Source organism: Stenotrophomonas sp. SORGH_AS_0282, assembly GCF_030818125.1.
Lineage (GTDB): Bacteria > Pseudomonadota > Gammaproteobacteria > Xanthomonadales > Xanthomonadaceae > Stenotrophomonas > Stenotrophomonas rhizophila_A.
The window spans coordinates 1,971,671-1,994,159 of sequence record NZ_JAUTAB010000001.1 but is presented as its reverse complement, the minus strand read 5'-3'; the positions used below and the strand labels follow the sequence as shown (position 1 = coordinate 1,994,159).

17 protein-coding genes are annotated in these 22,489 nt (G+C 65.2%); 6 read left to right on the top strand and 11 right to left on the bottom strand.

From position 1 onward, the window contains the following. The 3 genes from QE395_RS08855 to QE395_RS08845 are packed head-to-tail and all read right to left on the bottom strand — an operon-like array spanning position 1 to position 3,322. Positions 1–1,155: a carboxymuconolactone decarboxylase family protein gene (locus QE395_RS08855; RefSeq protein WP_095364091.1), complete on the bottom strand. Its 1,155-nt coding sequence runs from the start codon at positions 1,153–1,155 to the stop codon at positions 1–3. Continuing rightward, positions 1,152–2,210, bottom strand: a complete 1,059-nt coding sequence (locus QE395_RS08850) for an alpha/beta hydrolase (RefSeq protein WP_095364090.1) — start codon at positions 2,208–2,210, stop codon at positions 1,152–1,154. Before QE395_RS08850 ends, QE395_RS08855 begins: the two co-directional genes overlap by 4 nt. Beyond that, positions 2,207–3,322 carry an alpha/beta fold hydrolase gene (locus QE395_RS08845; RefSeq protein WP_306988572.1) on the bottom strand — a complete coding sequence of 372 codons (1,116 nt, stop codon included), beginning with the start codon at positions 3,320–3,322 and terminating at the stop codon, positions 2,207–2,209. The genes QE395_RS08850 and QE395_RS08845 overlap by 4 nt, the downstream gene beginning before the upstream one ends. Positions 3,323–3,495: 173 nt before the next feature. Here QE395_RS08845 and QE395_RS08840 point away from each other — a divergent pair, with 173 nt between their 5' ends. The 3 genes from QE395_RS08840 (at position 3,496) to QE395_RS08830 (ending at position 13,055) form a co-directional block, all read left to right on the top strand. Then, the gene (locus QE395_RS08840; RefSeq protein ID WP_306988570.1) at positions 3,496–12,207 is read left to right on the top strand and encodes a glycoside hydrolase family 94 protein; all 8,712 of its coding nucleotides are present in this window, start codon (positions 3,496–3,498) and stop codon (positions 12,205–12,207) included. Beyond that, positions 12,204–12,455 carry a hypothetical protein gene (locus QE395_RS08835; protein ID WP_095364087.1) on the top strand — a complete coding sequence of 84 codons (252 nt, stop codon included), beginning with the start codon at positions 12,204–12,206 and terminating at the stop codon, positions 12,453–12,455. The genes QE395_RS08840 and QE395_RS08835 overlap by 4 nt, the downstream gene beginning before the upstream one ends. Before the next feature lie 102 nt (positions 12,456–12,557). After that, positions 12,558–13,055, top strand: a complete 498-nt coding sequence (locus tag QE395_RS08830) for a ferritin-like domain-containing protein (protein ID WP_095364086.1) — start codon at positions 12,558–12,560, stop codon at positions 13,053–13,055. Between the two features lie 57 nt (positions 13,056–13,112). Here the strand turns inward: QE395_RS08830 and QE395_RS08825 are convergent, their stop codons facing one another. The 3 genes from QE395_RS08825 to QE395_RS08815 all read right to left on the bottom strand — a co-directional run bounded on the left by QE395_RS08825 (position 13,113) and on the right by QE395_RS08815 (position 14,859). Then, positions 13,113–13,649 carry a hypothetical protein gene (locus QE395_RS08825; protein WP_176472673.1) on the bottom strand — a complete coding sequence of 179 codons (537 nt, stop codon included), beginning with the start codon at positions 13,647–13,649 and terminating at the stop codon, positions 13,113–13,115. A gap of 45 nt (positions 13,650–13,694) precedes the next feature. Then, on the bottom strand, positions 13,695–14,030 hold the full coding sequence (locus tag QE395_RS08820) for a hypothetical protein (protein WP_095364085.1): 336 nt from the start codon (positions 14,028–14,030) through the stop codon (positions 13,695–13,697). Between the two features lie 469 nt (positions 14,031–14,499). Continuing rightward, positions 14,500–14,859: a hypothetical protein gene (locus QE395_RS08815; protein WP_095364084.1), complete on the bottom strand. Its 360-nt coding sequence runs from the start codon at positions 14,857–14,859 to the stop codon at positions 14,500–14,502. Positions 14,860–15,074: 215 nt separating this feature from the next. On the opposite strand from QE395_RS08815, the gene QE395_RS08810 reads away from it, so the two are divergent. From QE395_RS08810 to QE395_RS08800, 3 genes are all read left to right on the top strand, one after another. After that, the gene (locus tag QE395_RS08810; RefSeq protein WP_306988567.1) at positions 15,075–15,650 is read left to right on the top strand and encodes a metal-dependent hydrolase; all 576 of its coding nucleotides are present in this window, start codon (positions 15,075–15,077) and stop codon (positions 15,648–15,650) included. A gap of 134 nt (positions 15,651–15,784) precedes the next feature. Continuing rightward, entirely contained in the window at positions 15,785–16,240 is a 456-nt protein-coding gene (locus QE395_RS08805; RefSeq protein ID WP_093536731.1) for a helix-turn-helix domain-containing protein, read from the top strand. Further along, on the top strand, positions 16,237–16,815 hold the full coding sequence (locus QE395_RS08800) for a PIN domain-containing protein (RefSeq protein ID WP_093536471.1): 579 nt from the start codon (positions 16,237–16,239) through the stop codon (positions 16,813–16,815). Before QE395_RS08805 ends, QE395_RS08800 begins: the two co-directional genes overlap by 4 nt. A 652-nt stretch (positions 16,816–17,467) precedes the next feature. Here the strand turns inward: QE395_RS08800 and QE395_RS08795 are convergent. The 5 genes from QE395_RS08795 to QE395_RS08775 form a co-directional block, all read right to left on the bottom strand. Continuing rightward, on the bottom strand, positions 17,468–17,707 hold the full coding sequence (locus QE395_RS08795) for a hypothetical protein (protein ID WP_141236271.1): 240 nt from the start codon (positions 17,705–17,707) through the stop codon (positions 17,468–17,470). 476 nt (positions 17,708–18,183) lie between these two features. Further along, positions 18,184–18,474, bottom strand: coding sequence for a hypothetical protein (locus tag QE395_RS08790; RefSeq protein ID WP_095364082.1), 291 nt, complete (start codon positions 18,472–18,474; stop codon positions 18,184–18,186). Positions 18,475–18,592: 118 nt separating this feature from the next. Beyond that, complete coding sequence (locus tag QE395_RS08785) at positions 18,593–19,087, bottom strand: hypothetical protein (RefSeq protein ID WP_141236270.1); 495 nt, start codon at positions 19,085–19,087, stop codon at positions 18,593–18,595. A 247-nt stretch (positions 19,088–19,334) separates the two neighbouring features. After that, entirely contained in the window at positions 19,335–20,717 is a 1,383-nt protein-coding gene (locus QE395_RS08780; RefSeq protein WP_306988563.1) for an aldehyde dehydrogenase family protein, read from the bottom strand. Positions 20,718–20,753: 36 nt separating this feature from the next. Next, positions 20,754–22,409: an acetolactate synthase large subunit gene (locus tag QE395_RS08775; protein WP_306988561.1), complete on the bottom strand. Its 1,656-nt coding sequence runs from the start codon at positions 22,407–22,409 to the stop codon at positions 20,754–20,756. Positions 22,410–22,489: the final 80 nt, after the last annotated feature.

Below are 22,489 nucleotides of genomic sequence, written 5' to 3'. Positions count from 1 at the left end.
TCAGGGCGAAGCTGTCGAGGCTTGTTCCAGCGCCTTCGCTGCGCGCGCAGCTGCGGCCGGGTCGCCACTATGGGCCAGTAGTTGGACTACGTGTTCCAGCTGTTCGCGGCTCAACCCTACACGCTGGCTGGCGGCCATATGCGAGCGCAACTGCGCTTCCACGCCCGGCATGGCTGCCAACGCGCCCACCGTGGCCAGTTCGCGGCCTTGCCAGTCCAGGTTGTCGCGCTCGAAGATGTCGCCAAACAGGTGCGATTGCAGGAACTGTTTGATCACCGGGGCGAACTCCATCACCGGGCCCGTTACCGGCGCGCCGGAAATGCGGGTCTGGTTGGCTGTGCCCACGGCACGCAGCGCCGCCCCCACCGGAATCTCGCCGCTGGGTGGCTGCCCGGGCGCATCGGTCATACCCTGCCCTTTGCGCGCTTCCACCACCGCCATCAACTCGCCGAGGGCATTGAGGCTTTTCGGGAAGCCGGTGTAGGCATACATCTGCACCAGGATTTCCTTGGCTTCGCTGATGCTGAGCCCTGCATCCAGCCCGCGGTTCAGGGCTGCATTGAGCTGCGGCAGGTTGCTGGTAGCCGCAGCAGCGGCGATCAGCGGAATCGCCTGCTGCCGGGCCGACAAAGCACCCGCAACCGCCACATCGAAGATCGCGGCCGCCTCGCTGTATTGCGCGTCACTTACCTGTTCCATCCACGTGACCGTCTTGCCCTCGGCCACGCCTGTGACCGCAAGATGGGTCATCGCGCTGTGCGGCGCCGCACCGTGCCAGTGCTTCACGCCGGCCGGGCACACCACCACATCACCAGGGTGGATCCGCTGTGCCGGTTTGCCCCATTCCTGCGTGAGCCCAACGCCCGACGTCACCACCAGGCGCTGCCCGGCCGGATGGGTATGCCAGGCCGAATGCGCGCCTGGCTCGAAGCTTACGTAGGCGGAGGAGGCTTGAACCTCTGCGTCGGCGGCAAACAGCGGGTCCACGCGGACCTTGCCGATGAAGTTTTCCGCTGGGCCTGCGAACGAAGCCTGCGTGCCGGCACGGGCAATCTGCTGCGTCGCCGATTCGGCCGCACCGGCGAACGGAGCGGCCACGCTCAGTGCCAGGCCAAGTACCGCGTTGCGGCCAGTGGAAGTGCGTTGATCGGTCATTGGGTCAGTGTCCGGGCGTAGAAGGTGTTGAGCTTGCCCACTGCGGCATCCACGTAGCGCGGTACCCAGTAGGTTTCGATATGGGTGGCGCCATCGAGCAGCACCAGCTCCTTGTCGGTGGTGCCGGTTGCCCTGGCGAAGGCATCCTGGGACATGTACAGGCTGTCGGCCTTGCTGCCGGCGATCATCAGCAACGGCTGGTTGATCAGTTCGATCTGGTTGGTCGCGTCCCAGCGCATCAGGTCGAGCAGGCTGCTGGTGGTATGGCGGAACGTGGAATTGGGGTGCGCGTGGGTCTTCCAGTAGTACTCGTAGCCTTGCCGGTACAGGTCGAAAGGGAGCTTGGCGATCTGTTCGTCGGTCAGGTTGGCGTCACCGGAGTAAAGTACTTCGCCGCCAGCGGCCTCCTGTGCGCGCGCGTCGGAGGCCTGTTGCAGGCGTTGCTGGAGGGTGTCCAGCTGCGAATCGACATAGCCGTTGCGGCGCACGCGACCGGAATTGAACATGCTGATCGTTGCAATCGCCTTGAAACGCTTGTCGGTCTGGGCGGCCGCCAGCGAGTAGCCACCGCCGCCACAGATGCCCAGCAGGCCCAGGCGTCTGGTGTCCACCCAGGGGAATCGGCTGATGAAATCGGCCATGCCGTGGATGTCTTCGATGCGGTGCGCAGGTTTGTCCACGCTCCGGGGCTGGCCGCCACTTGCCCCCTGATAAGCGGCATCGGCGGTAATGGTGATGTAGCCCTGCTCGGCCAGACGCTGTGCATACAGACCAGCCACCTGCTCCTTGACCCCGCCATTGGGGTGGGCGATCACGATGGTGGGGTATTTCCGGGCGGCATCGAAGTTGGGCGGCGTGTAGAAATTGGCCGCGATCTCGATTCCATTCAGCGGATAGGTCACCGGATGGACATTGACCTCGCCGGGCACGTTCTGCGTGATCGCACCTTCGTAGGCCAGTTTGAACGGATTGAGCCGGTAGTCCGCAGCGGAGGCGGTGCCTGCTGCCAGGCCGAGGGATATTGCCAGCAGCGAGGCGCGCATCAGGTGCTTCATTCGTGGTGCTCCTTGGTCGTACCGTCCAGATGTTGCTTCTGCAGGAAATCGGTCACCAGGTCGGCGATCTGCACGTTGTTGAGGTCCGAGAACGGGAAATGGCTGTTGCCACGGATGCCGATCTCCGGCAGGTGGATCAGGGTGACATTCCCACCCTGACGGTTGACGGCGTCGCGCCAGGCGCGTGCCATTTCCAGGCGCGCCCGCCAGCTGTCCTGCGCGGGCATGCGCATCGGCTTTTCGGGAATGTTGTCGCCGTACAGCACCAGGATGGGGATGCGTGTCAGCGCCTTGAACTCCTCGGGTGACACCACCACGGGTGCGACGGTATCGAACGCACTGGGAATCGGCGCCGGTGCATCGTCCTTGGCGAAGACGAAGCTGCTGCCGGGCTCGAAGGCAACGATGGCGCGCACGTTCGGGCTCTTGATTGCCGTCATCCAGCCCGGGCCGCCAGCCTGCGAATGGGTGAACAGGATCGCCGGCCCGGTCTTTTCCAGCAGAGCGACCACCCCATCGGAGACCACCCCGATGTCATAGGGGCCGGTGTTGGGCGTGACCGAGCGGAAGAACTGCTCAAGCGCAGCCTCGCCCTTGGGGAACTGGCTGTCACGAAAGTACTCGGGCCACAGGCCAATGCGGAACTGGTTGAACCACATCTGCTCGTCCGCCACGGGCTTCAGTGTGGACTCGACCATGCTTCGGCCAGCTTTTCCGCGCCGCGGCTGATCGATCAGATAGGTGGTGAAGCGACGACGCAGGAACAGGTTCTGGAAGCCCTCGCGACCGTCGGCCGTGGTTTCCCAGCTCTTGGACGACTGGCCCGCGCCGTGCCACATCACGATGGGCAACGGCCGCGCCTTCACCGGCACCTGGTAGAAGGCGTAGACATGATCGCCGTGGTAGCTCTGGCCATCCGGCTTGGTCGGCGCCAGCGGATCGAACGTGCCCGGCTGCTGCTGTACCGTGCCGCCGGCGATCACGCTGCCCTGTGATTGGATCTGCAGTGGCTCGCTGGCCATGGCGGTCGCGGCAAAGAGCACGGCCACAACACAGGTGAATGCAGTCCTCAGGCCCGCCACCGCAGTGGGGGCAATCGTGCGTGTCTGCATGTTCCACTCCGTGACAAAGGGGTCAGGAGAATCTACGTGCAGGGGATTGATGGAAAAAGCGCAGGAGTGGCATATGACTAATGCATGGGAGGTATATATGACCTTCACAGCGTGCACGTCCCCCCAAATGCAACGATGCAAGGCGCAACCTGCCTCCCCCTCCCCGGTATCCTATGCCCCACCTTCGCCGTCTTTTTGGCCGTTGGCTTCGCCTGCGGCGGCTTGTTCGTTGGCGCTGGCGTGAGCGCCAGGCCTCGGCTCCGGCCATTGAAGCCACCGAGGGCCCGCTGCGGGCCGCGCTCTACAGCGTTGAACAGATGGAGGTCTACGGCCGCGCGCTTGCGCGCCAGCACCGCGTGCGGATGCGGCCCAGCCCGGAGCGCCTGCTGGAACGTCTGCAGGCCAACGAACGCGTCCTTCAGGATGCCAACACCCTGCTCAGCAGCGTGGTGCGCGAACAGCGCCCGGTCACCCCGGCCGGGGAATGGCTGCTCGACAACTATTACCTGGTCGAAGAACAGATCCAGACTGCGCGGCGCCACCTGCCGCGCGGCTACAGTCGGCAGTTGCCGTCGCTTGCCACCGGCCCTTCGGCCGGGTTGCCGCGGGTGTATGAACTGTCGATGCAGGCGATCGCACACGGTGATGGCCGGATAGACGGCGATACGCTGGGCCGCTTCATCGCTTCCTACCAGTCGCTCGCGCCGCTGAGCCTGGGCGAATTGTGGGCGGTTCCGATCATGCTGCGCCTGGCCCTGCTCGAGAACCTGCGGCGCATGGCCGCGCGGGTGATGCGCGACGGGGAAGACCGGCGCCTGGCCTCGCAATGGGCGGATGACCTCAATCGCGCGGCCTCCGACACCCCCACCGACGTGGTGCTGGTGGTGGCCGACATGGCGCGCTCCGAGCCGCCGTTGACCGGCGCGTTCATCGCCGAGCTGACCCGTTCGTTGCAGGGCCGCGGCGGCGCGTGGGCCATGCCCATCGCCTGGCTGGAACAGTGGGCAGCGGCCTCCGGGCAGCGCATCGAGGAGCTGGTGGCCGCCGAGGGGCAGCAGCAGGCTTCCGACCAGGTGTCCATCAGCAACAGCATCGGCAGCCTGCGTTTTCTGTCCACCATGGATTGGCGCACCTTTGTCGAAGACATGAGCGTGGTCGAGCAGCGGCTGCGCGAAGACCCGATGGCCGTGTATCCGCAGATGGACTTCGGTACCCGCGACGCCTACCGCCACGTGGTGGAGAAGATCGCCCGGGGCAGCCGCATCGCCGAAGAACGCGTTGCGACCATCGCGCTGGACTTGGCACGGGCCGCTACCCCGCCCGACGGGCCACGCACGCATGTGGGCTACTGGCTGGTCGGCGAAGGCCTGCATACCACCGTCGACGCGGTGGCCGACGCCGCGCCACGCCACCGCAAGGCGCGGCGACTGGCCCAACGCGTGCCGCTTGCACTGTACCTGCTGCCGATCACCCTGCTGGCGGTGCTGGCCACGTGGGGCCTGCTGGCCACCGGCAGTGGCGAGGTTCCCACCTGGCTGGCTGCCCTGCTCGGGCTGCTGGTGTTCAGCGAGCTGGGTATCGTGCTGGTGAACTGGACTGCGACCGTGCTGGTTGCTCCCAAGCCGTTGCCCAAGCTGGATTTCAGCGAGGGCATTCCTGCGGCCTGCGCCACCGTGGTCGCGGTACCGTCGATGCTGTCCAGCACCGACGGCATCGACGTCCTGGTCGAAGCGCTGGAGGTCCGCTTCCTGGCCAACCGCGATCCCCAGCTACGCTTCGTGCTGCTGACCGACTTCCTTGACGCTGCGGAAGCGCAATTGCCGACCGACGACGCCCTGCTTGCGCACGCGGTGCTGCGGATCGAGGGGTTGAACCAGCGTTACGCGTCCGAACGTGGCGATCGCTTCTACCTGCTGCATCGGCCCCGGCAATGGAACCCCAGTGAAGGGGTGTGGATGGGGCACGAGCGCAAGCGCGGCAAGCTGGCCGCACTCAATGCCCTGCTCCGCCATGGCGATGGAAGCGCGTTCATGTGCATCGTCGGTGACGCAGAAGTGCTGCGCGGCGTCCGCTACGTCATCACACTGGATTCGGATACCCAGCTGCCGCGCGATGCGGCGCGTGCGTTCGTCGCCACCCTTGCCCACCCGCTCAACCGGCCGCGTTTCGATCCAACTTTGCAACGCGTGGTGGAGGGTTACGGCATCCTGCAGCCCAGCGTGGGCACCAGCCTGGGCCGCCGCCGCACCTCGCGGTTTGCCCGGATGTTCGGCAGCGAACCCGGCATCGATCCGTATACGCGCATGGTATCGGACGTCTACCAGGACCTGTTCGACGAAGGCTCGTTCGTGGGCAAGGGCATCTATGACGTGGACGCCTTCGAGCATGCGCTGGAGGGCCGCCTGCCCGAGAACCGCATCCTCAGCCACGACCTGCTGGAAGGCTGTTATGCCCGTGCAGGCCTGGTCAGCGACGTGCGCCTGTACGAGGACTACCCCGAACGCTACGCCGCCGACGCCAAGCGCCGTGCGCGCTGGATCCGGGGCGACTGGCAGCTGTTGCCCTGGCTGATGCCGTGGACCCCGCGCCCGGGATCAGGCTGGGAACGCAACCGGCTCAGCCTGCTGTCGCGTGGCAAGTTGCTGGACAACCTGCGCCGGAGCCTGGTGCCCCCCGCCGCGCTGGTCCTGCTGGTGGCGGGTTGGCTGTACGCCGAGAATCCGGCCGCATGGACCGTGTGGGTACTGGCCCTGTGGTTCGCGCCGCCGCTGATCGGCATGCTGCGCGATGCCCTGAGCGTGCCGGACGACACGCCGCTGGAAGCGCATTACATCAAGGTCGGGCGCGGCACGCTGCAGTCGTTGCTGCGCGCTGCCACGCAGATTGCCTGCCTGCCCTACGAAGCACTGCTGGCTGGCGGCGCGGTGCTGCGCACGCTGTGGCGCATGGCCATCACTCGTCGCCACCTGCTGCAGTGGAATCCCTCCAGCGAAGTCGAGCGCCGCCTGGGCGGCGACCGTGGCGCGGAATGGCGGGTGATGGCGCCGGGATCGCTGCTGGCGCTTGCGCTGGTGGCGGTAGTGGCCGTCCTGCGTCCGCAGGCGCTGCCGCTGGCCCTGCCCTTCCTGCTGGCGTGGACCTTCGCGCCCGCGTTGATGGCGTGGCTGGGCCGGCCGCCGGCCGAGATCGTCGCCGAACTGTCCGGCACGCAGCGGGCGTTCCTTGGCCGGCTGGCACGGCGCACCTGGTCGTTCTTCCAGGCCTGGGTGCGCGAACAGGATAACTGGCTGCCGCCGGACAACATCCAGGAGCATCCGGCGCTGGTGGTGGCGCGCCGCACCTCGCCGACCAACATCGGCCTGTCCCTGCTGGCCAACCTGTCGGCATGGGACTTCGGTTACCTGCAGCAGGGCGCGGTCGCTGAACGCACGGCGCTGGCGTTTGGCACGCTGGACCAGCTGCCGCGTCATCGCGGCCACTTCCTGAACTGGTACGACACCGAAACCTTGGCGCCGCTGCCGCCGCGTTACGTCTCCACCGTGGACAGTGGCAACCTGGCCGGGCACCTGCTCACCCTACGCCAGGGGCTGCTCGCACTGGTGGACGCGCCGGTACTGGCGCCGCACACGTTCGATGGCCTGGCCGATACCCTCGGCGTGCTGGACGAGGAGCGGCAGCGCCTTCGCCCCGGTGACGCACCTCTGGCCGAAGCGCTCAACCACCTGCGCCAGCGCCTGGTGGCAACGCGGGCCGACCTGCCGCGCGGTGCTGCCGAAGCACTCGCCCGCCTGCAGGAGCTGGCCGGTTTGGCCGACACGGTGCTGGCGCAGTGGCCGGCACCGGTATCGCCGCAGGACGGTGACCTGCACTGGCCGGCACTGTTCGCTGCCGAATGCCATGCCGCCTGTGCGGCGCTCGCCGATATCCCGGTCGATGCCAGCGCGGATGCCGATGCGCCCGTACCCAGCCTGCGCCAGCTGGCCGCCCTGCCCGGTAAGGCCGGTGCGGACGCACGCGCACGCATCGAGCAGCTGCAGGACCTGGCGCACCGCGCCGGGCAGTTCTCGCTGATGGAGTACGGCTTCCTGTTCTACCGCTCCCGCAAACTGCTCTCCATTGGCTACAACGTAGACGACCACCGCCTCGACAACAGCTTCTACGACCTGCTGGCTTCCGAAGCGCGGCTGTGCGCCTTCGTGGCCATCGCCCAGGGGGAGCTGACGCAGGAGAGCTGGTTCGCCCTTGGCCGCCTGCTTACCGAGGTCAACGGCACGCCCACGCTGCTGTCGTGGAGTGGCTCGATGTTCGAGTACCTCATGCCGCAGCTGGTAATGCCCAGCTACCCGGACACCCTGCTCGACCAGACCGCGCGGCATGCGGTGGAAGCGCAGATCGTCTACGGCCGCAGCCTGAACCTGCCATGGGGCGTGTCCGAGTCCGGCTACAACGCCGTCGATGCGCGCCTGAACTACCAGTACCGCGCATTCGGCGTGCCGGGGTTGGGGCTCAAGCGCGGCCTGGGCCAGGATCGGGTCATCGCGCCCTACGCCAGCATGATGGCGCTGATGGTGGCGCCGGAAGCGGCCTGCCAGAACCTGCAGGCCCTGGAAGGATTGGGCTTCGCCGGGCGCTTCGGCATGTACGAAGCGATCGACTACACCCCCGCCCGGGTGCCGCCGGGGCACGACCACGTGCTGCTGCGTTCGTTCATGGCCCACCACCAGGGCATGGGCCTGCTCTCGCTGGATTACCTGTTGCGCGACCAGCCGATGCAGCGCCGCTTCGTGGCCGATGTTGAATTCCAGGCCACGCTGCTGTTGCTGCAGGAGCGCATTCCGCGCGTCGGCGTGTTCCATCCGCATGAAGTCGAATCGCTGGGCGAGCACGCCGCCACGGCCCAGGACGAAACGTCGCTGCGCGTGCTGCGCAAGCCCGGCGGCCCGCGCCCGGAGGTGCAGCTGCTCTCCAATGGCCGCTACCACGGCATGCTCACCCACGCCGGCGGCGGTTACAGCCGCTACGGCGACCTGTCGCTCACGCGCTGGCGCGAGGACGGCACCACCGATGCCTGGGGTACGTTCTGCTACCTGCGCGACGTGGACAGCGGTCAGTTCTGGTCGGCCGCCTACCAGCCCACCTGCGTGCCGATGGACAACTACGAGGCCATCTTCACCGACGCCAAGGCCGAATTCCGTGGCGCGCTGCATGGCTGCGAGAGCCACCTGCAGGTGGCCATCTCCGCCGAGGACGACATCGAACTCCGGCGCCTGCGCCTGACCAACCGCAGCCGTCGCACGCGCACCGTGGAAATCACCACCTATGCCGAAGTGGTACTGGCACCGGCGGCATCTGACGATGCGCACCCGGCCTTCAGCAACCTGTTCGTGCAGAGCGAGATCGTGGCCGCCAAGCAGGCCGTGCTGTGCACCCGGCGGCCGCGCTCGCACGACGAAGTGCCACCGTGGATGTTCCATCTGGTCGCCGTGCATGACGCCGACGTGGCGTCGATCTCCTACGAAACCGACCGGGCGCGCTTCCTCGGGCGCGGCAACACGCCGCGCACGCCGCAGGCATTGACCACCGACACCGACCTCTCCGGTTCGGACGGCTCGGTGCTCGACCCGATCGTGGCCATCCGTGTGCGCGTGGTGCTGGAGCCTGAGCAGACCGTGCAGCTGGACATGGTCTATGGCATCGGTGCCGACCGTCCCGGTTGCGAGGCCTTGCTGGACAAATACCGTGACCGCCGCCTGGCCGACCGCGTCTTCGACCTGGCCTGGACACACAGCCAGGTGGTACGCCGGCAGATCAATGCCACCCAGGCCGAGGCGCAGCTCTATGAGCGCCTGGCCAGCCACGTGCTGTATGCCAATCCACTGCTGCGCGCGGGCGCAAGCGTGCTCCAGCAGAACCAGCGCGGACAATCCGGGCTGTGGGGCCATGCCATCTCGGGCGACCTGCCCATCGTGCTGCTCAAGGTTACCGACGCAGAGAACGTGGAGCTGGTCCGGCAGTTGGTGCAGGCGCATGCCTATTGGCGCCAGAAGGGCCTCAACACCGACCTGGTGATCTGGAACGACAGCAAGGCCGGCTACCGGCAGGAGCTGCAGGACCAGATCCTGGGCATGGTGGCCGCCAGTTCGGAGACGGGCTTGCTCGACCGCCCCGGCGGCATTTTCGTGCGGCCGGTGCAGAACATGACCCACGAGGACCGCATCCTGTTGCAGGCCGTAGCGCGTGCGGTGATCAGTGACGAGGATGGCACCCTGGTGGCACAGGTGGGGCGCCAAGCCACTCCCGCGAAACGGATTCCGGCGTTGGTGCCGCAGGCGGTTCAGGAGGAACTGGCACTCTCGATGGAGCAGACCACAGGGTTGCCCATCATCGCCGATCCGGGCCCGGAGCCTGGCCTGCCCCCGCCCCCGGCGCACGACGAAGACATGGACGACCCGTGGCCGTTCCTGCCCTACCGTGGCGCCGGCCAGTTCGACAACGGCACCGGCAGCTTCAGCGAGGACGGTCGCGAATACGTGGTGGTGCTGCGCGAAGGCGCGCCGACCCCGGCACCGTGGGCCAACGTGATCGCCAATGCCCGCCTGGGCACGGTGGTCAGCGAGAGCGCGCCGGGCTACACCTGGTTCGAGAACGCGCACGAATTCCGTTTGACGCCTTGGCTCAATGACCCGGTGTCCGACACCGGCGGCGAAGCCTTCTACGTGCGCGACGAGGATACCGGCCGCGTGTGGTCGCCGATGCCGCTGCCGCGCCGGGGTACCGGGGCGTACCGTACGCGTCACGGATTCGGCTACACGGTGTACGAACACTTCGAAGACGGCATCGTCAGCGAGCTGTGGGTGTTCGTCGACGTCGCCGCGCCGCTGAAGTACTCGGTGCTGCGGCTGCACAACCTGTCGGACAGGCCGAGGCGGCTGTCGGCCATCGGTTATGTGGAATGGGTGATGGGTGACCTGCGCGCGAAGTCGCGCATGCACGTGGTCACCGAACGCGACCCGCAGACCGGCGCGCTGCTGGCGCGCAACACCTACAGCACCGATTTCGGCGGCCGCATGGCCTTCTTCGATACCGATGCCGAGGGCTGTGGCTGGACCTGCGACCGCCTGGAGTTCATCGGCCGCAACGGCGGCCTGCATGCACCGGCGGCGTTGCGCCGCGAGCGCCTGGGTGGGCGTTCCGGCGCGGGCCTGGATCCCTGCGCGGCGCTGCAGGTGCCGCTGGAACTGGCGCCGGGCGAGCGCAGTGAAACCACGTTCCGCCTGGGCGCCGGCCGCGACCGCGACGAAACGCTCGCGCTGGTTCGTGGCCGCCAGGGCGCCCACGAGGCCAACGATGCGCTGGACGCCGTACGCATCCACTGGCGCCACGTGCTGGCCAGCGTGCAGGTGCGCACCCCGGACCCGGCGCTGGACGCGCTGGCCAATGGCTGGCTGGTCTACCAGACGCTGGGCAGCCGCTACCTGGCGCGCAGTGGCTACTACCAGTCCGGCGGCGCGTTTGGTTTCCGTGACCAGCTACAGGATGTGCTCGCACTCATCCACGCCCGGCCGGATCTGGCCCGCGAACACCTGTTGCTGTGCGCTGCCCACCAGTTCGCCGAAGGCGATGTGATGCACTGGTGGCACCCTCCGCAGGGGCGTGGCGTGCGCACCCGGTGCTCGGACGACTATCTCTGGCTACCCCAAGGCGCATGCCGCTACCTGGAGGTCACTGGCGACGCCACCGTGCTGGACGAAATGGTCGGCTTCATCGAAGGCCGCGCAGTGACGCTGGAAGAGGAAAGCTACTACGACATGCCGACCCCTTCGGCACTGCGTGGGACGATGTATGCGCACTGCGTGCTCGCGCTGGAGCGCGGTTGCCGGTTGCTTGGCGAACGCGGTATTCCCTTGATGGGCAGCGGCGACTGGAACGACGGCATGAACCGCGTCGGCGACCAGCAGCGCGGCGAGAGCGTGTGGCTGGGCTTCTTCCTGCATGACACGCTGCGCCGCTTCATCGCGCTGGCCAATGCGCGTGGCGATGAACACCGTGCGCACTGGTGCCAGGAGCAGGCTGACACCCTGCGCAAGAACCTCGAACAGCATGCCTGGGACGGGGAATGGTATCGCCGCGCGTGGTTCGACAACGGCACGCCGTTGGGATCGAAACAGAGCGAGGAATGCCGCATCGATTCGATCTCCCAGAGCTGGTCAGTGCTGTCCGGCGTTGCCGCGCCCGAGCGTGCCCAGCAGGCGCTGGATTCGCTGTATACGCACCTGGTGCGAAAGGACGCCCAGCTGATCCAGCTGTTGGATCCGCCCTTCGACAAGACGTCGGAAGACCCGGGGTACATTCGAGGTTACGTACCGGGCGTGCGCGAGAACGGCGGCCAGTACACCCACGCAGCCGTGTGGGCAGCGATGGCCTTTGCACACCAGGGCGATGCGGCCCGAGCCTGGGAGTTGGCTGGCATGATCAACCCCCTGAACCACGCGTTGGACCCGGAGGCGGTCCAGACCTACCGCGTTGAACCCTATGTGTTGGCCGCCGATGTGTACGCGGTATCGCCGCACGTGGGCCGAGGCGGATGGACCTGGTACACCGGTTCGGCCGGTTGGATGTATCGCCTGCTGGTCGAATCCCTGCTCGGCATCCGCCGCCAGGGCGACCGGCTGTCGCTTGCACCGTGCCTTCCTGACCACTGGCCGTCGTTCGAACTGAGCTACCGGTTCGGCCGCAGCCGCTACGAGTTCGTGGTGACCCGAACTGCGCGGGGGCAGCCCACCCTGCATGTGGATGACGTGCTGCAGCCGGACCTGACCGTCCAGCTCCGCGACGATGGTCACCACTACCGTGTGGCGCTTGATCTGGAGGCGCCGCCGGGATGAGCCTGCGACCCGAGACTCAGGAACGGCTGGATGCGCTGGATGAGATGCTGGCGCAATGGTTGGCGCACACGCGCCATCCGGCGCAGTTCTGGCCGCAGTTTGAACAGCTTGCAGCGGAGATTCTCGACCAATGTGCGGACACGGAAAGGAGCGAGATGTGCGCGCGCATCAAAGCCATGCTCAAGGGCCACGCGCTGGAGCTTCCGCCGTGGCATGAACGGGGAGACAGCCCGCCGACCGAACAGTGACGCGCAGCGGGCTGTGTAGAACACTTCACAGCCCTGCGCGCGGAGCTCACGGGAAGGGGCATAGGTTCGGTGCTTCACTCAGCACCCACCCGGAGAACCCTAATGGCGATCAAGACCGCAGAAGACCTGTTCATCCACGAGCTGTCGGACATCTACAGCGCCGAAAAGCAGCTCACCAAGGCATTGCCTCGCCTGGCCCGTGCCGCGACGAATCCGGACCTGGCGGCCGCGTTCGAAACCCACCTGGAGGAAACCCAGGGCCAGATCGAGCGCATCGACAAGGTGGTGGAACTGCTCGGCATCCGGCTCAAGCGCATCAAGTGCGCTGCCATGGAAGGGCTGGTGGAGGAAGGCAAGGAGGCCATCGACAGCATCGAGGAAGGCCCCGTGCGCGATGCCGCCCTGATCGGCGGCGCCCAGAAGGTTGAGCACTACGAAATCGCGTCCTATGGCACGATCGCCGCGCTCGCCAAGCAGCTTGGGTACAAGGACGCGCTGCCGCTGCTGCTGGAAACCCTTGCGGAAGAAAAGGCAACCGACGAGAAGCTGACGATGATCGCCAAGTCCGGGGGCAACGCCAAGGCCGCGCAGGCGGCCTGAACCGGTAGCGCGTCAGCAGGGAGCGGCCTGACTGGCCGCTCCGCAATGCCGTTCACTTCATTGACTGCGGGCGCGGCGCAATACCCACATTCCCGCTGGCCACAGCAGCAGGTGTGCAGCGGCGGAGATGGCAACTGCCAGAAGCCCGAACAGAGTGGGCAGAATGGAGCCGAAGACGAAGGTCATACCCAGCACGAAGCCGAACAGGTACTCGGCCCGATAAGTGGGAAGCACCAGTCCAGAGAGCAGCACGCCCAGGAACACCGCTCCCGCGGCATACTCGCTGCCGGCGACGAAGGCCACGGACAATGCGGAACCTGCAGCCAGCGCGCCAAGAAAGCCCGCCAGCGCCTTGCGTGCCGCCGAGGGTGCCACCGACGCCCTGCGCGCGACGACGCTGCCAGCGAGCCAGCCCAGCACAGGCAGCACCAGCAGGCCCCATGCATTGGAAATCGTCGGCAGGTCAGCTCGGTTAAGTAGATGGTGGCTGCGGATGCCGTCGTGAGTGTATTCCCAGCCAAGGTGCGCGGCGGCCGCGATGACAGCCAGGCCGAGAGCGGCGCTGGGGAGCAAGCGGTATGTATGGTTTGCCAATGTTCTTCCTTGCCCTTGGATGCTTGGCGACAACGACTGCCTGACTCAGTTGTCAGGGGTCACACTCAGCTCTGCCCTGCTCTGGCGCAGCTTCTGGACACGAAGTTGATGCGCCTTGTCTGTCCTGAACTTGAAGAAGAAGTAAGTAGCAACCAAGGCGATGATGAGCGGTGGCGTGATGTTGCGACCGAGGGCGTATCCCATCTGGAATGAATCGAGGGTGGAGTTCCACGACAGGTAGATGTTCCAGATTGCAAAGGCTGCAAACAGTGCAAGGTAGAGACCTGCGCCGTTGAACACCAATCGGCGCGCCATGATGTTGATGACCTTGCCAATACCCAGGCATACGAAAAGGACGATAGCGAAACCGATCAATTCCATTGACTTCCCCTTCGCGGTCAAGTTTCTGAAACAGGACGAGCCGCGACGCGGCTTCGACTCTCATGAACTACCAAGGAAACACGCTGCGGCAGGATCCCCCCGGCCGATGCCCGATCTTAGAGCAGGCGCGGCCGGCCAACAAGCGAGCGCAGATCGCCCGCTCCAAGCGACATTCTCAAGCCGATACTCAGGCGAACTCAACGTAACAACCCCCGGTCCCAATAGGGCTCAGGCCTAATACGCTCCACCAGCCAGTCGATGAAGACCCGCACCTGGGGCGCCAGTTCGCGTGCGCTCGGGTAGCGCACGCACGCTTCATGGCATCACTGGAGCCGTTCCTGGCTGCCGAACCGTTTGTCATCCCTGTCCCTAACTGCAACAGATCTGGCTGACCCAGTTCCGCGTAGCTGCATCAGCTTGAACGCATTGCCGCGCCTCTCCTCCGGTTCAACGCCCGTTGGGCCGGTTCCTACTTCAACATATCCAACAATTCCTTGTCTTCATGAGGATGCTCCCACGTGGAGAGCCAGCAGAAGCTAACGCCACTCCGCATGGCCGCCGCCTGGAACGCAGCGAGCTCTTCCTTCGTGATCGGGTACTCGACCGGATCAAAGTGGAGAAGCGCCCACGGCCTGACGAATGAGAAGCCGGTCTTGAGCTCCGAGAAGATTGCTTTTAGCTCAGCCCGGACGGCGGAGAAGTCCTTGGTCGGACCCGCTCGATTACCAAGGGCGGAGCGCTGGCGATGAATAGCTCTGTCTCCACCGACGGCGCGGGCAGTGAAGTGGTCTTGGTGCACCTGGACATAGAACAACTGACGGCGAAACATCCTCCCCCCTTACCAACTCCGGATTCAAGCCGAGCCGCAAAGCTCATCTGCTGCGAGCCTAGTTCAGTGCCGGTTTCCCCACAACTGGCCCCGCCAACAGGCCCGCCTGATCCCCTGCCCCGCTCGGCTCAGGCCTCACCCCCGCCACACACAGGCACCATCAGCCGCCCATACGGCCGGGTCAAGCTCGCTGCTGATCACCAACAACTGAATCGATGTCTTCCATCGTGGCCCATGCTTCGGCAGGACTCACAATGTACCTGTGCTGCAACGCGCAGCAACGCGGTTCGTCGCGCTGGGCGGCGGTTCCTTTCGTTGCCTTGGCTGTGGGGCCAGATCTGGACTACTTCGCTGTCTGGTTTTTCGACTACGCGGCAGCTCCTCGGTTCAGTCACAGCCTTCTCGTGGCGGTAGGTGCCACGCTTTTGGTCAAACTCACCTTGTCGCGGTTTGTCACCGTGAACCTCAAGCTCAGATGGTTGCTGGCCGCCGGCATGTCCCACCCGCTGCTCGACCTGCTGGTGGGTGCTCACGCTGTTCCGCTGTTCTGGCCTCTCGATGGTGGAGTCAGCATCCCGGCCGGCGTTCTTCCAAGTGCAGGGTCGCTGGCGTTCGACAACTTCTATCTCTGGCGGAACCTGCTGATCGAGATGGGCGTTCTTGGTCCAGTATTCACGCTCTTGGTCGCTGTGTCCGGCCACCGCAGGTTCCCGGAGCTTGCCGGGTGGACGCTTCTTATGCTCGCGATCTGGGCCTCTTTTCTAATCTGGTCGATCAGGCTGGGGAGGTAGGCCGGTCAGCTCGGACAGCCGGACGAGCCCAGCCGTGCAAGCGCCAGCGTTTCGAATATTGCGAATTGCGAATATTGCGAATAGAATGGGCGCCCCAGCCGCACCCATTGGCTGTGCTCGCGACGGAGAAGACCATGACCCCACAAGTAACCCTTCCCCGCACCCAAGATATCGAAGCGGCCACGACCGCTCAGCGTGAGCTGGCTGCTTATCTGGCCACCGGATTCGAGACCAAACTGGTCCAACTGGTCGACTCTCAGGGCCGGCTCCACCCGATCCAACTGCCAATGGCGGCCCTGCAGCTGCTCAGCGAAATCCTATCGGAACTGGCGGATGGCAACGCCGTGAAAATCGTGCCCGTACATGCGGAGCTGACTACCCAGGAAGCGGCTGATCTTCTTAATGTATCGCGCCCCTATCTGGTCAAGTTGCTGGAGACCGGCAAGCTTGCCTTCCACAAGACAGGCAAGCACCGCCGTATTCGCTTCGACGACCTGATGACGTATAAGCAGGCGCGCGATGAGGCAAGTCAGTCGGCCTTGGACAACCTGGCCGCCGAAGCCCAGGAACTGCGAATGGGTTACGAGTGAACAGCTCTACATTCACGGCGGTATTTGACGCATGCGTTCTATACCCAGCGAACGTCCGCGACCTGCTGATGCGGCTGGCCTGCACCCGCTGCTTTCGCGCACGCTGGAGCGGGGACATCCATGACGAATGGATACGCAACCTTTTGGCGAATCGCCCCGACCTCACGCGGGAACGGCTCGACCGTACAGCACAGCAAATGAATGATGCCGTTGAAGACTGTCTGGTGGCCGACTACGCGCCATTGATTGACGGCATTGAGGGTCTGCCTGATCCAGGCGACCGGCACGTTGTAGCGGCGGCCATTCGCTGCGGCGCCAGCGTCATCGTCACCTACAACCTCAAGGACTTTCCCGCAGCAGCGTTGGAACGCTGGGGGCTCGAAGTACAACACCCGGACGAGTTTGTGGAGAACGTATTCGATCTGCACCAAGCCCAGGTATTAGGCGCGGTGCGGAACATGCGCCTCGCGCTCAAGAGCCCGCCCTTGACTATAGAAGAGCTCTTCAACGTATTGCTTAAGGCAGAACTCGCTCAGACGGTGAAGTGCCTTGAGGGCTACAAGGCGATGCTCTAGTGATGGTGGTTACAGCTTACGCAGGCCTGACTGTCATATCTTGCAGACTCCAATCTCCTGTGGCCAGGCTACCGGTCTGACTCCATTACTTACCTAGCACACGCTTGAATACTCAATCTGCCAATCAATGGTGGAAAGTCGCCACTGGAGGGGAACTGTGAACATAGTGACCGTCGAAGATGCGCTAGACCAGTTCCGCGCTCTTGCCGGAGCGAGGAAGTTTGACGTTTCGGACGAGCCTTCGTCGATGACCTCGACGGGCTCCGCTACCACGGTAAGAGTTGGAAATGCGAAATTACAGCTTACTTGTGGCGGCGCGGACGGAGTATTGCTCCTGCAGATAAGTCACGGCCCTACTGATGGTCCGCCGTCAGGCTGGCTTGAGCTATTCCGCTCAAGGTGCACGAGCGGCTCATTTCGAGATGCTGACCTGGCCGTCGCCGAAGTCAGCTTCCTTTCCTCCGTCGAATACGGACTAGAGCTCATGCTCCCTCGGGGAGCCACTGAGAGCACATAGCTGCTCGCGCAAGCTACTGCTGGCGACCAATCCTCAATGAGCAAAGCAGTCAGGCGTCATCAGGCCAAGCTCGTCTCCACCCGATGTCCGACTCCGGCAAGAGGCGGACACCCAACGACTCGCGCTGCTGGAACTTCACTGCATATCGAGTGTGATGTGGCCGCGCCCCAGCTTTCGATATGCAACAACAGTTGCACTGGCTGCGGCCGGCGCATCCACGGAAAGCACGATTACGCCCGGCTTTGTCTCCACGTACAGCCGAGTGCCAGGCTCGATGCCTAATGCGTGAATCCACAGCCCGCGTAGCTTCAGGCAGGGAATGGGTGGACAGCCGGGAAACGTAACAAGGCCGTCGTGGTGCAGCGCGTTGGTCATGACGCTCCTGGGCTTACGCCACCAGAGCTTTTGGCTGGCGACTGCGCTAGAGGATGCGTCGGTGGAATGGCTGGACATGGTGGAACCTCCGTTGGGAAGCTTCCCTCGCCGGGATGGCGAGGGAGTCGGGAGGTTAAGAACCGCGTGGACCGGCGCAACGTATTTCCGCGAAGGTGTTTTATTTCGTCACCCTCCCGACATAGCACGTCTTGATTGCATCGTTCCACGGGAGTTCTTACGCTCCGAGCCACAACCATGTCGCGGACGTAAGCATAGCGGAAGTTGTTTTGATCTTTCGATTGGCCGCGTTTGATCGGCGCCATCTATGCGTGGCGTGGAACGGGCCGTTGGCACGCAATTCCGTGCGCTGTCGCGTGTTTTTCTTGGCACCCGGTCACGAGTGAGGCGTTCGCCGCGCTAGAAGTGTTCGACTCGGCGAATCCGAACGCGTGACGCATTCGGCGCACGGTGCGCGATCAAGCGCGCGTCAGCGCAATCCAACGGTAGCCCACGTAGACGCCAACCGCGAGGAGCGGCCCAAAGCTCATCCACAGCGGCAGCTTGAGCACGAAGACCATAATGCTGCCGGCAGCCAGGGCCAGGATCGACAAGCCGATCACCCAGGCATTGAACACAGCCGTATCCGCTGCATCCTCACTCCACGAGTTCGCCCCCCGGCCATTCGCGGCGCGCTGCCGGCGAAGCACCCAGATGTCGGTCACGAAATCGACAATGCCTTCCAACAGGTCACCGATGAAGCCAGACATGGTCAATCCTTGGATGCAGGCTGAATACGCCGATCTTCAAGGCTGCCCCACTGGCCCGTCAAGTGCCCCACCGGGGCAGGCGTACACCCACCTGCCCCGGGCCTCCCCCGCCGTTGTGTCAGGGGCTGTCGCGGCGGATGCCCAGCGCGACGGCTTCGGTATAGGAAATCTTGAGCAGGTCGCCGCGCTTTACGCTGGGGAGCTTGGCCCGCAGGTCCTCGCGCTCCACCGCAATGATCTGGGTGTTGCCGCGCGGCCCTCGCAGCGCAATGGTGTTGGCCACCGGGTCCACGGCCGCCACCTCGGTGACGATCTCGATGGTGTTCGAACGCGCCCCGCCTGGCGTGGCGCCGCGGATCGGCACGGTACCGGCCTGAGACTGGGTCACGCCGACCGGCGCGCTGCCTGCCGGCTGCAGGTCCAGGGCGACGGCGGCCTGGTAATCCAGGGTGACCTTGTCGCCCACCTTCAGCTGGTTGAAGTTGCGCACGTCGGCGCCGGCGATGAAGTCCAGGCTGCCTCCGTCGGCACCGGTGACCGTCACCGCGCGGGTGCGGGTATCGATGGCGGTGATCTGCCCCTGCAACGTCACCCCGGCAGATGCCGCTGTCATGGGGCCCGGCAACGCCCGGGGCGCAGGCGCTGAAGGTTCAGCAGGCGGCGGAGTGCTTTGGCACCCGCTGGTGGCGAGCGCTGCAACGATGAGCGTGACGGAAGACGAACGTGCCAGGAAGCGCATGTGACTCTCCAGAACAGGGCGGGCGGCGGATGCAGTGCTATTGCATCAGCTGCCCTACCCCTGCGCCCCCGTACAACTACTGTGCCCTGCCCAGAAAACATACCGTTTCCGGGCCTTGGGCTCAGCTCCTGCGCATCAGGATCATCTTTTCCTGCGACATGTCCCGCATGGTGTACGGAATGCCGCCGGTGCCATAGCCCGATTCCCGGCGACCGGCAAACGGCATCCAGTCGGTGCGGAACGCGGTAGGGTCGTTGATCATCACGGCCGAGGCATCCAGGCGGTTGGCCGCGCGCATGGCCACGTCGATATCCTGGGCGAAGATGCTGGCCTGGAACGCGGTGGGCAGCGAGTTGGCGCGTGCGATGGCCTCGTCCAGCGCGCTGTAGCGATACACCGCCACCACCGGCCCGAAGATCTCCTGCGTAGTGACTCTCGCGTCATCGGCGGGATTGAGCAGCACGGTGGGCTGCAACGTCGTTTCGGAAAGGCGCTTGCCACCGGTGGCGAGCGTGGCCCCATCCTTTACCGCCTCGTCGATCCATTCGGCCACACGGTCGGCTTCGCGCGGCTGGATCAGCGGGCCTACTTCGGTGTCCTTCAGGGTGGGGTCGCCGGTGCGCAGCTTCTCCACACGTGCGATGAGGGCTTCGGTGAAGTCTTCGGCAATGTCGTTGTGCACGAAGATGCGCTGGGTGGACACGCACACCTGGCCGGCGTGGTAGTAGCCGCCCTTGACGATGGGCTCGATGATCCTGGCCAGGTCCGCGCTGCGGTCCACGATGGCCGGTGCTACGCCGCCATGTTCCAGCGCCGAGCGTGCACCATGGGCCAGCTTGGAGTGCAGCGACCAGCCCACCCGCGCCGAGCCGATGAAGCTGAGGAAGGCCACGCGCTTGTCGGTGGCCAGCGCTTCGGCCAGTTCGTTGCCTTCCGGAATGAAGTTCTGGCACCACGGCTCGGGCAGGCCGGCCTCGTGGACCATCGCCACGAACTCCAGGCAGGACAGTGGCGTGGTCGAGGCCGGCTTGATGATGACCGGGCACCCCACCGCGATGGCAGGGGCAACCTGGTGGACGATGAGGTTCAGCGGGTGGTTGAACGCCGAGATGGCGGCGACGATGCCGAGCGGCTCTTTGGTCGTGAACGCCCAGCGGTTCTCCGCCGCTGCCGACAGGCCCATCGGGATTTCGCGGCCGGCGAAGTTGCGCAGTTCATCTGCAGCGTTGTGCACGCCATCGATGGCGCGGTTGGTTTCGACAATGGCATCGGGCAGCGGCTTGCCGCCTTCGCGCGCGATCTGCATGGCCAGGTGGTCACGCTTGGCTTCCATCAGCGCTGCCAGCCTGCGCAGGATGGCAATGCGCTGGTGCGGCTTGAGCCAGCCGTCGCGGTCCTTGAACACGCGTTCGGCATTGCCGAGCTTGCGCTCCAACGCGGCGGCGTCATCGAACGGAACGTCCTGGATGGGGGCGCGGTCGAAGGCTTGTACTACGGTCAACATGTGGGGTTCCTTGTATTCAATGGTCAACGGTGGCGGTTACGCGCAGCCCACATCGGGGGTGCGGTTGCGCAGCTCGTCGACCAGTACGCGGGTGTTTTCGGAGTAGTCGATCGGCACGTCCAGCAGGTGCACGCCACCGCCGGCAAAGGCGGCTTCGATCGTGGGCACGAGCTCTTCCACGGACGCGACCCGACTGCCCTTGGCACCGTAGGCTTCTGCGTAGCGCACGAAATCCGGGTTGCCAAAGCGCATGCCGAAATCTGCAAAGCCATCCACCGCCTGCTTCCAGCGGATCATGCCGTAGGCGCTGTCATTGAGGATGATCACCACCAGGTTCAGGCCCAGCCGCACGGCGGTTTCCATCTCCTGCGAGTTCATCATGAAGCCGCCATCACCGCACACGGCCAGCACGCGCCGGTTGGGGTACAGCATCGAGGCCATCATCGCCGACGGCAGGCCCGCGCCCATGGTCGCCAGGGCGTTATCCAGCAGCAAGCTGTTGGCCACGTGGGTGCGGTAATTGCGGGCGAACCAGATCTTGTACATGCCGTTGTCGAGACAGACGATGCCGTCTTCCGGCATGGCTTCACGCACGTCGTGCACCAACCGCTGCGGGGTGACCGGGAAGCGGTCCTCCTCGGCACGGTCGTTGAGGCGCGACAGGATCTTCTGGCGCAGGTCGACCATGCCCTGGTCTTCGGACACCTTGCCTTCCAGCCGCTCGGCGAGGCCATCCACGGTGGCGCCGATGTCTCCGATCACCTCGATATCCGGGTGGTAGACCTGTTCGACCGTGGCGGACTGGAAGCCGACATGGATGACCTTGGGCCCGCCCTTGCCCTTCATCAGGAACGGGGGCTTCTCAACGGTGTCGTGGCCGATGGCGATGATCAGGTCGGCGCGCGCCACGGCCTCGTGGACGTAGTCGCCTTCGGAAAGCGCAGCGGTGCCCATATACAGGTTGGAGCCGCCGGTCACCGCGCCCTTGCCCATCTGGGTGTTGAAGAACGGCAGCCGGGTGCGCGCCACGAAGGTGGAGAGCGATTCGGTCAGCCACGGCCGGCTGCAGGCCGCGCCGATCATCACCAGCGGCCGCTTGGCGGCCAGGATCGCTTCTGCTGCGCGGTCGAGCGCGGCGGCGTGGGCGATGGGGCGCTCCAGCGGGTGGACCGGAATGACTGGAACGTCTTCCACTTCCTCGCCGGCGATATCCTCCGGCAGCTCCAGATGGACCGGGCCGGGCCGCTCTTCCATGGCCACGCGGAAGGCATCCCGCACGGTGGCCGGGATGGCGGCCGCGCTGACGATCTGGCGGGTCATTTTCGTGAGCGGCTTCATCGAGGCCACGATATCCACGATCTGGAACCGGGCCTGCTTGGCGCTCATCACCGCCTTCTGGCCGGTGATCAGGATCATCGGCCAGGCGCCCAGGTGGGCATAGGCGGCGCCAGTGGAGAAGTTCAGCGCGCCTGGGCCGAGGGTGGCCAGGCAGACGCCCGGTCTGCCGGTGAGGCGGCCGTGCGTGGCGGCCATGAAGGCGGCCGCCTGTTCGTGGCGGGTGAGGACCAGCTCGATGCTGGAGTTGCGAAGGGATTCCAGGAAGTCGAGGTTTTCCTCGCCCGGAACGCCGAAGATGCGGTCTACGCCCTCGTTTTCGAGTGCGGCGACCAGCAGGTCTGAGCCCTTGGGCATTGCGTCGATCCTTGCGGTGATGAACTCCGGAGAGCTCGGTGCCATGGGGAAACGTAGTGTGGATCGACTATACGCCCGCG

What these genes read in the sequence shown, in the direction of transcription:
- QE395_RS08855 (WP_095364091.1), bottom strand. Translation starts at nt 1,155, where the DNA reads ATGACCGATCAACGCACTTCCACTGGCCGCAACGCGGTACTTGGCCTG.
- QE395_RS08850 (WP_095364090.1), bottom strand. Translation starts at nt 2,210, where the DNA reads ATGAAGCACCTGATGCGCGCCTCGCTGCTGGCAATATCCCTCGGCCTG.
- QE395_RS08785 (WP_141236270.1), bottom strand. Translation starts at nt 19,087, where the DNA reads ATGACAGCGGCATCTGCCGGGGTGACGTTGCAGGGGCAGATCACCGCC.
- QE395_RS08835 (WP_095364087.1), top strand. Translation starts at nt 12,204, where the DNA reads ATGAGCCTGCGACCCGAGACTCAGGAACGGCTGGATGCGCTGGATGAG.
- QE395_RS08795 (WP_141236271.1), bottom strand. Translation starts at nt 17,707, where the DNA reads ATGACCAACGCGCTGCACCACGACGGCCTTGTTACGTTTCCCGGCTGT.
- QE395_RS08845 (WP_306988572.1), bottom strand. Translation starts at nt 3,322, where the DNA reads ATGCAGACACGCACGATTGCCCCCACTGCGGTGGCGGGCCTGAGGACT.
- QE395_RS08815 (WP_095364084.1), bottom strand. Translation starts at nt 14,859, where the DNA reads ATGTTTCGCCGTCAGTTGTTCTATGTCCAGGTGCACCAAGACCACTTC.
- QE395_RS08805 (WP_093536731.1), top strand. Translation starts at nt 15,785, where the DNA reads ATGACCCCACAAGTAACCCTTCCCCGCACCCAAGATATCGAAGCGGCC.
- QE395_RS08840 (WP_306988570.1), top strand. Translation starts at nt 3,496, where the DNA reads ATGCCCCACCTTCGCCGTCTTTTTGGCCGTTGGCTTCGCCTGCGGCGG.
- QE395_RS08775 (WP_306988561.1), bottom strand. Translation starts at nt 22,409, where the DNA reads ATGCCCAAGGGCTCAGACCTGCTGGTCGCCGCACTCGAAAACGAGGGC.
- QE395_RS08790 (WP_095364082.1), bottom strand. Translation starts at nt 18,474, where the DNA reads ATGTCTGGCTTCATCGGTGACCTGTTGGAAGGCATTGTCGATTTCGTG.
- QE395_RS08820 (WP_095364085.1), bottom strand. Translation starts at nt 14,030, where the DNA reads ATGGAATTGATCGGTTTCGCTATCGTCCTTTTCGTATGCCTGGGTATT.
- QE395_RS08830 (WP_095364086.1), top strand. Translation starts at nt 12,558, where the DNA reads ATGGCGATCAAGACCGCAGAAGACCTGTTCATCCACGAGCTGTCGGAC.
- QE395_RS08810 (WP_306988567.1), top strand. Translation starts at nt 15,075, where the DNA reads ATGTCTTCCATCGTGGCCCATGCTTCGGCAGGACTCACAATGTACCTG.
- QE395_RS08780 (WP_306988563.1), bottom strand. Translation starts at nt 20,717, where the DNA reads ATGTTGACCGTAGTACAAGCCTTCGACCGCGCCCCCATCCAGGACGTT.